Origin of the sequence: Collinsella tanakaei, assembly GCF_016902615.1 — a bacterium.
GTDB lineage: Bacteria > Actinomycetota > Coriobacteriia > Coriobacteriales > Coriobacteriaceae > Collinsella > Collinsella tanakaei_A.
Genome location: NZ_JACJMB010000006.1, coordinates 23179 through 36814, shown reverse-complemented (window position 1 = coordinate 36814; position 13636 = coordinate 23179). Strand labels below are relative to the sequence as shown.

The 13636-nt window shown below is 64.0% G+C and carries 13 protein-coding genes; 11 read left to right on the top strand and 2 right to left on the bottom strand.

Annotated elements, in window-relative coordinates:
* Positions 1-92: 92 nt before the first annotated feature.
* Positions 93-1388 carry a glycosyltransferase family 2 protein gene (locus H6A21_RS03385; protein ID WP_204560227.1) on the top strand — a complete coding sequence of 432 codons (1296 nt, stop codon included), beginning with the start codon at positions 93-95 and terminating at the stop codon, positions 1386-1388.
* 98 nt (positions 1389-1486) lie between these two features.
* On the opposite strand, the gene H6A21_RS03380 is transcribed toward H6A21_RS03385, so the two are convergent.
* Entirely contained in the window at positions 1487-1849 is a 363-nt protein-coding gene (locus tag H6A21_RS03380) for a hypothetical protein (protein ID WP_204560225.1), read from the bottom strand.
* A 183-nt stretch (positions 1850-2032) separates the two neighbouring features.
* Complete coding sequence (locus H6A21_RS03375; protein WP_204560223.1) at positions 2033-2482, bottom strand: prepilin peptidase; 450 nt, start codon at positions 2480-2482, stop codon at positions 2033-2035.
* A 247-nt stretch (positions 2483-2729) separates the two neighbouring features.
* On the opposite strand from H6A21_RS03375, the gene H6A21_RS03370 reads away from it, so the two are divergent.
* The 10 genes from H6A21_RS03370 to H6A21_RS03325 all read left to right on the top strand — a co-directional run bounded on the left by H6A21_RS03370 (position 2730) and on the right by H6A21_RS03325 (position 13632).
* Positions 2730-3989 (top strand): deoxyguanosinetriphosphate triphosphohydrolase family protein, encoded by a 1260-nt coding sequence (locus H6A21_RS03370; RefSeq protein ID WP_239462619.1) that lies wholly within the window; start codon positions 2730-2732, stop codon positions 3987-3989.
* A 62-nt stretch (positions 3990-4051) separates the two neighbouring features.
* A complete protein-coding gene (locus H6A21_RS03365; protein ID WP_204560221.1) occupies positions 4052-5392 on the top strand; it encodes a replication-associated recombination protein A in 1341 nt (446 codons plus the stop codon).
* A gap of 139 nt (positions 5393-5531) precedes the next feature.
* Positions 5532-6104: a hypothetical protein gene (locus H6A21_RS03360; protein ID WP_204560219.1), complete on the top strand. Its 573-nt coding sequence runs from the start codon at positions 5532-5534 to the stop codon at positions 6102-6104.
* Complete coding sequence (locus tag H6A21_RS03355; RefSeq protein ID WP_204560217.1) at positions 6101-6478, top strand: ATP-binding protein; 378 nt, start codon at positions 6101-6103, stop codon at positions 6476-6478. Before H6A21_RS03360 ends, H6A21_RS03355 begins: the two co-directional genes overlap by 4 nt.
* Positions 6478-7269, top strand: coding sequence for an RNA polymerase sigma factor SigF (locus tag H6A21_RS03350; protein ID WP_204560215.1), 792 nt, complete (start codon positions 6478-6480; stop codon positions 7267-7269). The genes H6A21_RS03355 and H6A21_RS03350 overlap by 1 nt, the downstream gene beginning before the upstream one ends.
* Positions 7266-8660 carry an AI-2E family transporter gene (locus tag H6A21_RS03345; RefSeq protein WP_239462618.1) on the top strand — a complete coding sequence of 465 codons (1395 nt, stop codon included), beginning with the start codon at positions 7266-7268 and terminating at the stop codon, positions 8658-8660. Before H6A21_RS03350 ends, H6A21_RS03345 begins: the two co-directional genes overlap by 4 nt.
* A 146-nt stretch (positions 8661-8806) precedes the next feature.
* Positions 8807-11464 carry an alanine--tRNA ligase gene (gene alaS / locus H6A21_RS03340; protein ID WP_204560213.1) on the top strand — a complete coding sequence of 886 codons (2658 nt, stop codon included), beginning with the start codon at positions 8807-8809 and terminating at the stop codon, positions 11462-11464.
* A gap of 2 nt (positions 11465-11466) precedes the next feature.
* Positions 11467-11901 carry a Holliday junction resolvase RuvX gene (ruvX, locus tag H6A21_RS03335; protein ID WP_204560211.1) on the top strand — a complete coding sequence of 145 codons (435 nt, stop codon included), beginning with the start codon at positions 11467-11469 and terminating at the stop codon, positions 11899-11901.
* Positions 11888-13138 carry an endolytic transglycosylase MltG gene (gene mltG, locus H6A21_RS03330; protein WP_204560210.1) on the top strand — a complete coding sequence of 417 codons (1251 nt, stop codon included), beginning with the start codon at positions 11888-11890 and terminating at the stop codon, positions 13136-13138. Before ruvX ends, mltG begins: the two co-directional genes overlap by 14 nt.
* A complete protein-coding gene (locus tag H6A21_RS03325; protein ID WP_204560208.1) occupies positions 13135-13632 on the top strand; it encodes a YqeG family HAD IIIA-type phosphatase in 498 nt (165 codons plus the stop codon). The genes mltG and H6A21_RS03325 overlap by 4 nt, the downstream gene beginning before the upstream one ends.
* Positions 13633-13636: the final 4 nt, after the last annotated feature.

Genomic DNA, 13636 nt, shown 5'->3' with positions numbered 1-13636 from the left:
TCTGGACGTTCACGTTGCGGACACAGGGCATCCATGCGCGCGCGGTACACTTGCGACCATGTGTACAATCCTGAGGTTCCTGAGGTCACCGCATGCCGCTTGATCTTTCCCATCTGACGCCCATCGTCATCTTCAACTTCATCGTCGGGGCGCTCTTCAGCCTGTGCTTTCTCTACCAGGTTGTCTTCTTTCTCGTCGGCATGATCAACGGTGAGGTGAAGCTTCCGCGCGCTAAACGGCTCCATCGCTACGCGTTCTTCATCGCCGCGCACAACGAGGAGGCGGTCATCGCCAACCTCGTGCAGTCCATCCGCGACCAGGACTATCCTTCCGAGCTCATCGACATCTTCGTCGTCGCCGATGCCTGCACCGACGATACCGCGCGCGTCGCCCGGGAGGCCGGCGCCATCGTCTACGAGCGCCACGACCTGGCCCGCAAGGGCAAAAGCTGGGTCATGGACTATGGCTTCGACCGCATCCTCAACGAGTATCCCGGCCGCTACGAGGGATTCTTCATCTTCGATGCCGACAACCTGCTGTCGCGCGATTACGTCTCCATCATGAATGACGGCTTCGACGCGGGCTACCTCGCGCTCACGAGCTACCGCAACTCCAAGAACTTCGGCAGCTCGTGGATCTCCGCCGCCTACGCCACCTGGTTTCTGCGCGAGGCGCGCTTTCTCAACAACGCCCGCATGATCTGCGGCACCTCGTGCGCCGTGTCGGGTTCGGGCTTCCTCGTCTCGGCGAAGATCATCGAGGGCATGCACGGCTGGGATTTCCATACGCTCACCGAGGACATCCAGTTCTCCACGTTCTGCGCCATCCATGGGGTGCGAATCGGCTACGCCCCTGCGGAGTTCTACGATGAGCAGCCCGTCACCTTCGCGGCGTCGTGGAAGCAGCGCATGCGTTGGACGAAGGGGTTCTATCAGGTCCTGTTCACCTACGGGGCGCATCTGGTGAAGTCGTTTGTGATCCTGCGCCGCTTCGCCGCCTACGACCTGTTCATGACGATCGCGCCGGGAAACCTCCTGTCGCTCGTCTCGGTGCTGGTCAATCTCACCTTCATGATCGTCGGGTCGCTGTCACATGGCTTTCTGGCTACGGACCGCGAGCTGAACATGTGCCTCGGCTCCATCATCATGACGTTTCTCTCCATGTACGGAACGTTTTTCACGGCCGGCCTCTTCACCACGATCTTCGAGCGCAAGCACATCCATTGCCAAAGCAAGCTGAGGGTTATCGCCAACGTGTTCACGTTCCCGCTGTTCATGTTCACCTACATCCCCATCACCGTTGCGGCGCTGTTCCTCAAGGTGGACTGGGTGCCCACACGGCATGGCGTCTCCGTCACGCTCGACCAGGTTATGGACGGCGTAAAGTAGGGAATCGCGCTGCGCTTTACCGTATAGAGAACGACGGCGCGGACCTCGTATAGTGAGGTCCGCGCCGTCGCGTATCGACATGTCTTGAAAGCTTGCTGTTACAGCTCGATGTTGCCCATATGGTCGAAGTACCCATCGTGGTAGTCGTAGCCATAGCCATCGCCATCGCCATAGTCGTACCAATCGTCATCGTACATGCCATAGGTAGGGTCATCTACGTAGGAGCTGCGGTGGCTTTGGTAGCTACCCGTTTCGGTGAACACGGAGTAGATCAGCAGCGCGATGGCGATCAGCAGCAGGCTGACGATGCCGAGCACCCCCGCGGTCAGCACGTAGGCGAATTTGGAGCCATTGGTCTGGCAGGCGGTCGAAGCGCTCGCCGACTCGATGGCGCGCGGCGCCTGCGCCATGGGGTCGCCGGTCGAGTTGTTCGTTGCGTACGTGGCGTTCGCTTCGTACATGGTGCTCCTTACGGTTCGGTTGCATCCCGATCATTATAGACAGTTGCATGCACCGCCGCGCGGATCTTTACATTTCATACGGTTCGGTATCGCCGTGCATACCCTCGACGATAATACGGATCGAGTTGCCGAGCCTCGCTATCGTGTCGGGCTCTTGTTAGCTTGGCCCTTACCGCTCCCTCGCTAGCGCAGGGAGATGAGCCGACTCCCGTCAGCGCCGCACATGATGAGGGCGATCTGGATGAGTGCGAGGTAGGGGATGAGCGGCAGGGTTCGCACTCGTGTGGCGATCGCCCAGATGGCGAGGGCGCATAGGCCGCCCACAAGCGATAGGCAGCCCGCCGTGGGATCCCATATCATGAGCGCGAAGGTGAGCTTGATGTCTCCCATGCCGATGCCGGCTCCCGCGCCACGGGAGCGCCAGGCGACCTCGAGGAACACGAGCGCCGTGCAGAGGGCTGCCGCCGCGAGCATGTGGCTCACGAGGAGATCCACGCCGCCCTGTGCTAGGCACCTCGCGGCACTCACTGCGCAGATGACGGCAGCGAGCGGGTTGGGGAGCCTGCGCTCGCGTACATCGATGACGCTCGCTACGATGAGAAGCGCTATCAGGATGAGGTCGAGGGGATGCATCGTCTACACGGGTCCTTTCGTGGGCAGCGAATGGCTCCATGCTACAGGTCCGGTAGGCTCCGCATCGCCATCGCGGCAAATCGTCTCAAACGCATCCGAGCCTTTCCCGACGCGCGTCTTACCGCGGTGACGGGTTCTCGCCTCCTTCAATAAGATATGGAGAACATATGTGCTGGTTCCGTATCCGTCGATGCGGTGTGCGACCATGCATTTTGATGAGATGAGAGAAGAAAGGGGGCGTATCCCGATGCCCAACGAGACGCGAAGCGCCACGCGGCGCGAAGAGGTCCTGCGCCATATGAACTCCATTCCCGACAGGCTGTCGGATGCGATGGTCGCCCGCATGGAGCACGACCGCGCCCAGGGGTGGGTCAATCCCTTCCGCACCGACGACGGCGCCGCAAGGCGGCGCGAGGAGCGCCCGCAGGATGAGGCGAGCATCTGGCGCCCGGCGTTCGTGCGTGATGTCGAAAAGATCCTGCACACCCCCGCATACAACCGCTACACCGGCAAGACCCAGGTGTTCAGCTTCCGCAGCAACGACGACCTGTCGCGTCGCGGGTTGCATGTGCAGCTCGTCAGCCGCATCGCGCGCGATATCGGCTACGCTCTCGGACTCAACTGCGACCTGATCGAAGCGATCGGCCTCGGACATGACCTGGGGCACACGCCGTTCGGGCACGCGGGCGAGCGCTACCTGAACGATGTCTTCCACGAGCGGACGGGCCGCTGGTTCTTCCATAACGTCCACTCCGTGCGCGTGCTCGATCGGCTGTACGGGCGGAATCTGTGCCTCCAGACGCTTGATGGCGTGCTCTGCCATAACGGCGAGTACGAGCAGCGCGTATTCGAGCTGTCCGGCCTTGCGGGCTTCGATGAGTTCGACCGCATCGTCGCCTCCTGCGTCGAGACCGGGGAGCGCGCGATCGGGCATCTGCGTCCGATGACGCTCGAGGGCTGCGTCGTGCGCATCTCGGACATCATCGCCTACGTCGGTCGCGACCGCCAAGATGCCATCGCCGCCGGTCTGATCTCCGATGACGACTTCGACGACGGTCTCGGCGGGCGGTACAACTCCTGGATCTTGAGCCATGCGACGGTGGACATCATCGAGCACAGCTACGGCAAGGACCGCATCGAGATGAGCCCGGAGCTCTTCTGCGAGATCGCGCGCGCGAAGGCGGAGAATTACGCCAAGATCTACCGCACGAGCGGTATCGAGGGCGAGCGTGCCGAGATCCTCGCGCATGCGTTCGAGCTCGTGTACGACCGGTGCCTTGCCGACCTGCAAGCGGGCGACGAGTCGAGTTACATCTTCCGGCACCACATAGCGCGCATCGACGAGGCCCTGTCGCATTACGGCAAGCGGTATGATTGGGAGTCTGATCTCGACCAGACCGTCGTCGACTACATCGCGAGCATGACCGATGGGTATTTCGCCGAGTTCGCCACGAAGCTGTTTCCCGAGATCAGGTTTCCGCAGCGCACCTATATCAACGATCGCTAGGGCGCAACCTTGTGCGCGTCGGCGTGGCGCCTGCGTTCAACGTGATGACGAAATGGGAGCTTATGGATGATCTGTTTTCTGCCGGCGAGCGCGCCCAGCGCCTGAAGTACGCACCGCTTGCCGTGAGGATGCGGCCCACGTCGCTCGACGAGTATGTCGGTCAGACCAAAGCCGTCGGGCCCGATTCGTGGCTTCGGCGCGCCATCGAGCACGACGTGCTGTCGAGCGTCATCCTCTACGGGCCGGCGGGTACCGGAAAGACGACGCTCGCGCACGTCATCGCAGCCCATACGCGCAGCGAGTTCGTGGAGGTGTCCGCGGTGACCGGGACCGTGAAGGACCTCCGGCGCGAGATCGACGAGGCCCAGCGCCGCCTTATGGCGTTCGGCCGCCGGACCATCCTGTTCATCGACGAGATCCACCGGTTCTCCCGTTCGCAGCAGGATGCGCTGCTGCACGCTGTCGAGAACCGCACCGTGATCATGATCGGCGCCACGACGGAGAACCCGTATTTCGAGGTGAACTCCGCCCTCATCTCGCGCAGCCGTGTCGTTGAGCTCGAGGCGCTCTCAGAAGACGACATCGCGGTGCTCGTGCGCCGTGCGCTCGCGGACGAGCGGGGCCTTTCCGGTCGATTCTCCGCCGCCGACGAGGTCGTCTCGGCCATCTGCCGGCTCGCCGCCGGTGACGCCCGCAGCGCCCTTACCACGCTTGAGCTGGCAAGCGAGGTCGCCATCACGCGGCCCGATGTCGATGCGGAGGCGCAGCAGCCCATAGCGATCACGCTCGATGACGTGCAGATGGCGACTCCGCGTCGCGGCCTGCCCTACGACAAGGACGGCGACATGCACTACGACATCATCTCGGCGTTCATCAAGTCCATGCGCGGCAGCGACCCGGATGCGACGGTGTACTGGCTCGCCCGCATGATCGACGCCGGGGAGGACCCGAAGTTCATCGCGCGCCGCATCATGATCCAGGCATCTGAGGACGTGGGCAACGCCGATCCCCAGGCGTTTCTCGTCGCTGCGGCCGCGTTCAAGGCGGCCGAGGTCATCGGGTATCCGGAGTGCCGCATCAACCTCGCGCAGGCTGCCCTCTACGTGGCGTTGGCACCTAAGAGCAACGCCTGCGAGGCGTCGATCGATGCGGCCCTGGCCGACGTGCGCTCAAGCGGACGCCGCGAGGTGCCGAGCTATCTGCGCGATCGGCATCGGCCGGGGTCGGAGGATTACGGCGAGTATCGGTACCCCCATGACTACCCGAGCGGCTGGGTCGACCAGCGCTACCTGCCCGAGGGGCTCGAACGCGGCGCGTTCTGGCATCCGGCTGGTCGCGGGTGGGAGGAATGGCGCTTTGAGCAGGGTGCCCGCGACCGCACGGAACCGTCGAGCTCCTCGTAGGCGCTGGCATCAATCCGCACCTTGCTTTTGCGTATCACTCTTCCGTTGGCGCGCATGGAAGTGCGTGAGTCGGGTAGTATCAATTCAGGTCGCGCATGGCGCGCCGCCGTATCAACCCATCACCTTGCAGGGAGGCAGTATGGATCCCCTTCAAATCGTGCTGATCGTTCTCGTCATCGCCGGCATCTGGGCGGTCGTGGAGCTGGCACTCGTGCTTCGCCGCACGCGCTCTACGGTCGATTCGCTCGACACCACGCTCGAGGGCCTGAATGAGACGCTTGCCGACACGAAACCCGTGATCGAAAAGCTCGATACGGTCCTTGACGACATCCAGCCCGCCCTCGGCCAGGTCGAACCGCTCCTCAAACAGGGGAGCATCGCCATCGAGGCACTCTCGGCAGACCTGATCGAGGTCAACGGCGTGCTGCGCGATGTCTCCGAGGTCACCGGCAGCATGTCGTCTGCCTCCGATGCCGTCAGCGGTATCGCCACGGCTGCGACCGAGAAGGTGCAGAAGCTGTTCGGCAAGCACCGCGCCGCGGCCTCTGAACCCGACCATACGCTTTCGGAAGGGGAGGGCGAGTCCGCGCAGGAGCCCGCAGATGCGCCGGATACGCCGGAGCCCGATGCGGATGTCCCCCATGTTCAGCAGTACTACACCTATTCCGAGTCGTCTGACGCCTCGGACTCGAATCGGAAGGACCATGAATGAGTACCGGTGCCGCACCAATCTCGCTTTCCATCACGGCTGACCCGCGCCTCGCCCGTCTCGTTCGCATGACGGCCGCGAACGTGGCGACCTTGAGCTCGATGTCCGTCGATCGCGTCGAGGACATCAGGATGGCCGCCGAGGAGGCGTTCATCTACGCCTGCTCCGTCCAGCCCCACGAGGCGCTGTCCGTTACGTTCGACGTGGACGAGGCCCATGTCTCGATGACGTTCGGGCTTGCGGGCACCTCCGTGCAGGATGCCGAACCGGCAGGGGAGGCAGCCTACGCCGATCTAATCTTGGGCACCGTCTGCGATACGTACGAGAAGATCGACGATCCCGCATCACTCGTGTTGACCCTGAAAGCAGATGTGTAATGGCAGATAAGACGGCTTCGGGCAAGGCGGCATGGGATAAGGAGAAGACCCACGAGCTCTTTCGCCGGTACAAGCAGAACGGCGATATGGATGCACGCGAGAAGCTCGTGATGTCCCACCTGAATCTCGTCCGTTTCCTTGCCAACAAGTTCAAGAACCGCGGTGAGCCGCTCGACGACCTCATGCAGGTCGGATATCTCGGCTTGCTGAAAGCCATCGACCGCTTCGATCCCGAGCGCGGGCTTGAGTTCACGACGTATGCGACGCCGACGATCCTCGGCGAGATCAAGCGCCACTTCCGCGATAAGGGCTGGAGCGTGCGCGTGCCGCGCCGCCTCCAGGAGCTTTCCGCCAAGATCAACCAGGCGACGGATGCGCTCACGACGCAGCTGCAGCGCTCTCCGACCGTCGACGAGATCGCTGAGTACCTGGGTACCACCGTTGACGATGTGCTCGAGGCCATGGAGTCCTCCTCGGCCTACACGTCGGTGCCCCTTGAGGCGCCGAGCGGGTCGGACTCCGAGGACACGCCGTCATTGCTCGACCGCTACGCCACCGAGGACAGCGCGCTGTCGTTCACCGATGACCGCCTGGTGATCGAGGACGCCCTGAAGGGGTTCTCGCCGCGTGAGCGCGAGGTGGTCGAGATGAGGTTCCTGAAAGGGATGACCCAGATCGAGATCGCCGAGAAGCTCGGTGTCTCCCAGGTCCAGGTATCGCGCCTTCTGCGCCGCACGCTCAAGAAGATTCAGGACAAAATCGATCCCGAAGGAGTCATGGGTAAACGATGAGTCAGGATCAGATGCACTCCACCACAGCCGATAAGACGCTTCGCGACACGCGCGTGGCAACTCTGCGCATCTGGGCGGTGGTGGGCCTGCTCATCATCGGATCCATGCTCTTGAACGTCATGGGGGTCCTTGCACCGGTCATCGAGTTTCTGGCCGTGGGGTCCCTCATCGCCTTCGTCGAGGCGCCGATCGTCAACGCCCTCGAGCATCGCGGCATCCCGCGTGCTGCGGGGGCGCTCGTCGGTCTCGTCATCGTGCTCGCCGTCGTGATCTTGCTGTTCACGCTGCTGCTGCCGATGTTCATCGACCAGATCATCGATGTCTTGAACATGATGCCGCGCTACTTCGCCTCCCTGCAGTCCTGGGCCACCGACGTCATCGGCGACCTGCGCAGCCTGACGTCCTCCGATATGCTGAACGACCTGAACGACCTGTTCGAATCGCTGCAGAAGAGCGCGACCACCTTCGTCACCGATCTTGCCACCGATCTCGGTCGGGGCGTGATGCCGTTTATCGGTGGGTTCGCGAACACGATGTTCGTGGCGTTCCTCGGCCTGGTGCTCGCGTACTGGCTCGCGTGCGACTACCCGACGATCCACGGCGAGATCGGCCGCGCGCTCGGCGGCCGCAAGGAGAGCGACTACCGTTTCATCGTCGCGATCCTCTCCCGTTCCGTCGGCGGGTACATGCGCTCGACGATCATCACATCCTTCATCAACGGCGTCATCGTATTTATCGGCCTGCTGCTCGTCGGCCATCCCTATGCCGGCCTCATGGGCGTCGTCACCGCCATCTTCCATCTCATCCCGGTTATCGGACCGGTGTTCTCCGCGGCGATCGCCGTCGTGATCGCGTTCTTCTACGGTCCCTCCATCGCCATCTGGACGCTCGTGGTGTGCGTCATCGCGCAGAACCTCACGGACAACATCATCTCCCCGAAGGTCATGCAGTCGACCGTTCAGGTCCATCCCGCCATGAGCCTTGCCGCCATCGTGATCGGCAGCACCCTGATGGGACCGCTCGGCATGGTCGTGGCCATCCCGTTGTGCGCCGCCTTGAAGGGCCTGTTCATCTTCTACTTCGAACAGAGCACGAAGCGTCAGCTCGTGAGCTACAAGGGCGCCATCTTCAAGGGTACGCCGTACCTGGATGACAACGGCGATCCCGTGCCTGCCTTCGACGCGCTGGGCGACGATCGTTTCGTCGCGGAATCCGAGATTCTCGACAACGACGTCGTGCCCGACGCCACGGCCGTCCCGAAGCCGAAAAGCGACCTCGAGATCCCTTGGCCGAAGCTTTCCGGCCTGCAATCTGGGTCGACGGGCGTCTTCAAGCTTCCGCTCAACCGCTCCGATCGCGACAGGGAATCCCACGAGGACGACGGAAAGTAACTCGTTGCTGGGGGCGTCTCCTACGGGGACGCCCCCAGCGTGCATATACCGTGCTGTCCGGGCAATCTGCAAGATGAACCTGCATGTGTCTGCTATCCTATGTGCGTTTTGCGCCTACCTGAAGCGTCAATCGAGGAGTTCGACACATGACTGCAGAAGTTTCGACCATGACCACCGCGGAGATCCGCTCCGCGTTCCTGAAGTTCTTCGAGGACCGCGGTTGCAAGCTGTTCCCCAGCTCGCCGCTTATCCCCGATGATCCCTCGCTGCTGCTCGCCAACGCCGGCATGAACCAGTTCAAGCAGTACTACCAGGGCAAGAAGACCATGCACGAGATCGGCGCCACGTCGTGCCAGAAGTGCGTGCGCACCAACGACATCGATATCATCGGCTCCGACGGCCGTCATGCGAGCTTCTTCGAGATGCTCGGCAACTTCTCCTTCGGCGGCGTCTCCAAGCAGCAGGCCTGCGCCTGGGCCCTCGAGCTGTCCACCGAGGTCTTCCACCTGCCTATCGACCGCCTGTACTTCACCGTCTTCACCGATGACGACGAGACGCATGATATCTGGCGCTCGCTCGGAATCAAGGAGAGCCACATCTCCCGCCTCGGCGCCGACGACAACTTCTGGGCCGCCGGCCCGACCGGCCCGTGCGGTCCGTGCTCCGAGATCTACTACGACATGGGCGAGGACGTTGGCTGCGGCCGTCCCGACTGCGCGCCGGGCTGCGATTGCGATCGCTTCCTCGAGTACTGGAACCTCGTCTTCACGCAGTTCGACCGCCAGGAGGACGGCTCCATGCCGGAGCTGCCGCACCGCAACCTCGACACCGGCATGGGACTGGAGCGCATGAGCGCCATCATGCAGGGCAAGAGCTCGTTTTTCGACAGCGACATCATGCAGGGCCTCATCAAGCTCGGCGAGGAGATCTCCGGTGTCACCTATGTGAGCGATGACTACGAGGGCCCGAGCCGCTCGCTGCGCATCATCGCCGACCATGCCCGCTCGGTTGACTTCATGATCTCCGACGGCATCCTGCCGGGCAACGAGGGCCGTGGCTACGTGCTGCGCCGCCTGCTGCGTCGTGCCGTCTTCCACGGCCGTCTGCTCGGTGTGGAGGGCCCGTTCCTTGCGCGCTTCATCGATCGCGTGAACGAGCTCATGGGCGACGCCTACCCCGAGCTCACGAAGAACGTGGCGCTCGTCAAGGGCATCGTGAACGCCGAGGAGGAGCGCTTCTCCACGACGCTCGACAACGGCCGCGTCTACCTCGACGAGGCGCTGTCCGCTCTGGGCGAGGGCGAGGTGCTCGACGGTGCGGCCGCCTTCATGCTGCACGACACGTTCGGCTTCCCGATCGACCTCACGGTCGAGATCGCCGAGGGGGCCGGTCATACGGTCGATATCGACGGCTTCAACCGCGAGATGGAGGCTCAGCGCGAGCGCGCCCGCGCCAACGTCAAGGGCGACGCCTGGGGCACGTTCAGCGACGTCTGGGTCGAGCTCACCGACGAGGTTCCCGCCACCGAGTTCGTCGGCTACGACGCGACCCGCATCGATGACGCGAAGGTGGTGGCCATCGTCGCGAACGGGGAGTCCGTCGCGCATGCCGATGCCGGCCAGGAGGTCGACATCGTGCTCGACCGCACCCCGTTCTACGCCGAGATGGGCGGTCAGGTGGGCGACACCGGAACGCTCGCCACGGACACCTGCGCGCTTGTCGTCTCCGACACCCACTCGCACCATGGCCTCTATGCGCACCACGCGACGGTGGCCGAGGGCACCGTTTCCGTCGGCGACACGGTCCTCGCTGCCATTGACGTGCGCCGTCGCGAGCTCATCCGCCGCAACCACACCGCGACCCACCTGCTCGACGCCGCGCTCAAGCAGGTTCTCGGCGACCATGTCAACCAGGCCGGCTCCCAGCTCGATGAGCACCGCCTGCGCTTCGACTTCACCCATTTCGAGGCCGTCTCCACCGACGAGCTCGCGCAGATCGAGCAGATCGTGAACGACGAGATCTTCGCCGCCAAGCCCGTCGTTACCCGCATCATGGGCATCGACGAGGCCCGCGCCTCCGGTGCCGTCGCGCTGTTCGGAGAGAAGTACGGCGACGTGGTGCGCGTCGTGTCCGCGGGCGATGAGGACCGTCCGTTCTCCCGCGAGCTCTGCGGCGGCACCCATGCGCGCAACACCGCCGAGATCGGCCTGTTCCGCATCGTCTCCGAGTCCTCCACCGGCTCGAACGTCCGTCGCATCGAGGCCGTCACGAGCCTGGGCGCGATGGCCTACCTCGAGGGCAAGCAGCAGCTGCTCGCTCAGGCGGCAACCCAGCTCAAGTGCCGCGACGACGAGGTCTGCGACCGCATCTCCTCGCTCCAGCAGAACCTGCACGATGTCAACCAGAAGCTGAAGGCCGCGCTCACCGGCGGTTCCTCCGATGCTATCGGCTCGGCCATCGAGGGCGCCCTCGATGCGGGCGCCTACAAGCTCGTCATCGCCCAGCTCTCCGGTCTCGAGGCCGCTGAGCTGCGCAACGTCTGGGATACGATTCGCCAGAAGGTAACGGGCCCCGTCGCCTGCGTGCTCGCGACCGTCACCGAGAAGGGCACGCCGGCGCTTCTCGCCGCTGCCACCGATGACGCGGTGTCGGCGGGCTTCCATGCGGGCGATATCATCAAGGCGATCGCTCCTGCAGTCGACGGCCGCGGCGGCGGTCGCCCGACGATGGCCCAGGCGGGCGGCAAGAACGCGAGCGGCATCTCCGCCGCCCTCGACGCCGCGCGCGTCCAGCTCGGGCTCTAAACGTGGTCGCGCTCGCTCTCGATATCGGCGATGTCCGCGTGGGCATCGCCGTCTCCGACCGCTCCGGTCGCGTGGCGATGCCCGTCAAGGTGCTGCCCGCGACCGAGGTCGTGCACATCGCGCGCAGCTTCAGGCAGATCGTGGAGGACCATGAGCCCGACGTTTTGGTCTGTGGCCGTCCGCAGACCATGGCGGGCACGGACGGTCCCCAGGCTGAACGCGTGATGGCGACCGCGCGCGAGATCGGGCGCGCCCTCGACCTGCCCGTCGTCTTCGCCGATGAGCGGCTGTCCTCGCGCGAGGCGAAGCGCATCCTGCGTGAAAAGGGCCTTACCGAGCGGAAGATGCGCGGCAAGGTGGATATGGTCGCCGCATCGCTCTTTTTGCAGGCGTGGCTTGATGCCCAGGACCGAAAGGATGAACATGGCGCCGAATGACGGTCGCGCACCGCGCCGTTCCCAGACATCGACTGCGTCGACATCAACTCAGCGCCCCGCGGGCAAGCGGTTTCGCGAGCCTGCTGGACGCGAGGGCGCGCAAAGGTCAACCGCAGCGCCGCGGGGCACCAGGACGGCCACCCCGCGCCCGGCGGTTCAAGCCCCGCGTCCGCACGCTCGGCGCACCCAGCAGCGAACCTCTCCGGTACCCGCTATCGTCGGCGGCGTCATCATCGCCATCATTCTCATCGTCGTCTGCTTCGTTGTCGTCCCCACCGTTCACGATGCCATCTTCGGCGCTCAGGCCGAAACGGTCGCGGCGGGCCAAGAGGTCCAGCTGAACATCCCCGAGGGATCCTCCGGTGACGACATCGCGCAGATCCTCGCGCAAAATCACATCATCGATAACCCGAAGGCCTATTACGCGGCCGTCGAGGCGGCGGATGCCGCCATGTCGATCAAGCCGGGCGATTACATCCTCACGACCGGGCAGGATCCCGCCTCGGTCGTCACCCAGCTCGTCGAGGGCCCGAATGTCGAGGGCATCACCCTTACCATCCAAGAGGGCCTGACGGTCGCCCAGACCGCCGCGCGCGTCGAGGAGACGCTCGGCATCCCGGCCGATGAGTTCATCGCGCAGGCCAAGGCCTCGAACTACGTGGCGGACTATCCGTTCCTCGAGGGCGCTTACGATGACTCCCTGGAAGGTTACCTCTACCCCAAGACGTACTCCTTCTCGGAGCAGCCGACTGCCGATCAGGTGATCCGCACACTACTCGATCAGTTCCAGGCCGAGACGGCCTCCCTGGGTCTCGATAACGCGCCCACGGGCCTGTCCGCCCACGATATCGTGACGATGGCCTCCCTTATCGAGCGCGAGACCGCAGTTGCCGATGAGCGGCCGCTCGTGGCGAGCGTCATGTACAACCGCCTGGCCATCGATATGCCGCTGCAGATCGATGCGGCCATCGTCTACGCCCGCGGCGGCGGCAGCGATCCGGTCACCTACGATGATCTCGAGATCGATTCGCCCTACAACATCTACCAGAACCTCGGGCTCACGCCCGGGCCCATCTGCAGCCCCTCCGTCTCCTCGATCGAGGCCGCCCTCAATCCGTCGGACACCGACTACCTGTATTACGTGGCGTCTCCCGATGGCGACGGCACGCACCGCTTCAGCTCCGATTACGAGCAGTTCGAACGTGATAGCCAGGAGTATTCGGAGTCGCATCAATGAGTTTGCTTTCGCCCCATCGCTACGTCTCGTCGGTCGACCGTATCGACCTTGACGACCTGCGCGCACAGGGTAAGCGCGCCATCATGCTCGACCGCGACAACACACTCGTGCCGCGCGATGCCGCCTGCGCGCCGAAGGAGGTCTCTGCCTGGCTCGAGCGCGCCCGCGCCCTCGGGTTCTCGCTGTACATGGTGTCGAACAACTGGCATCGCGACCAGGTCATGCGCTCCGCTTCCGAGCTCGGGCTCTCTGCTATCAGCCATGCCATGAAACCCGCGCCGTTCGCCATCAGCGCGGCCCTGCGCCGCATGGGGGCCGCGCCCGGCGAGGCGGTGCTCATCGGCGACCAGCTCTATACCGACGTCCTCGCGGGCAAGCTCGCCGGCGTGGAGACGATTCTCGTCAAGCCGCAGACGACGGTCGACCTCTGGTACACGCAGATCTTCCGCATCTTCGAGCGCCGCGCCCTGCGCAACGTGCCCTGCGAGGAGTAGGCGC

Coding starts and splice junctions, on each gene's coding strand:
- H6A21_RS03345 (WP_239462618.1), top strand. CDS start 7,266: ATGAGTCAGGATCAGATGCACTCCACCACAGCCGATAAGACGCTTCGC.
- H6A21_RS03360 (WP_204560219.1), top strand. CDS start 5,532: ATGGATCCCCTTCAAATCGTGCTGATCGTTCTCGTCATCGCCGGCATC.
- H6A21_RS03325 (WP_204560208.1), top strand. CDS start 13,135: ATGAGTTTGCTTTCGCCCCATCGCTACGTCTCGTCGGTCGACCGTATC.
- mltG (WP_204560210.1), top strand. CDS start 11,888: ATGGCGCCGAATGACGGTCGCGCACCGCGCCGTTCCCAGACATCGACT.
- H6A21_RS03375 (WP_204560223.1), bottom strand. CDS start 2,482: ATGCATCCCCTCGACCTCATCCTGATAGCGCTTCTCATCGTAGCGAGC.
- H6A21_RS03385 (WP_204560227.1), top strand. CDS start 93: ATGCCGCTTGATCTTTCCCATCTGACGCCCATCGTCATCTTCAACTTC.
- H6A21_RS03350 (WP_204560215.1), top strand. CDS start 6,478: ATGGCAGATAAGACGGCTTCGGGCAAGGCGGCATGGGATAAGGAGAAG.
- H6A21_RS03365 (WP_204560221.1), top strand. CDS start 4,052: ATGGATGATCTGTTTTCTGCCGGCGAGCGCGCCCAGCGCCTGAAGTAC.
- alaS (WP_204560213.1), top strand. CDS start 8,807: ATGACTGCAGAAGTTTCGACCATGACCACCGCGGAGATCCGCTCCGCG.
- H6A21_RS03370 (WP_239462619.1), top strand. CDS start 2,730: ATGCCCAACGAGACGCGAAGCGCCACGCGGCGCGAAGAGGTCCTGCGC.
- H6A21_RS03380 (WP_204560225.1), bottom strand. CDS start 1,849: ATGTACGAAGCGAACGCCACGTACGCAACGAACAACTCGACCGGCGAC.
- H6A21_RS03355 (WP_204560217.1), top strand. CDS start 6,101: ATGAGTACCGGTGCCGCACCAATCTCGCTTTCCATCACGGCTGACCCG.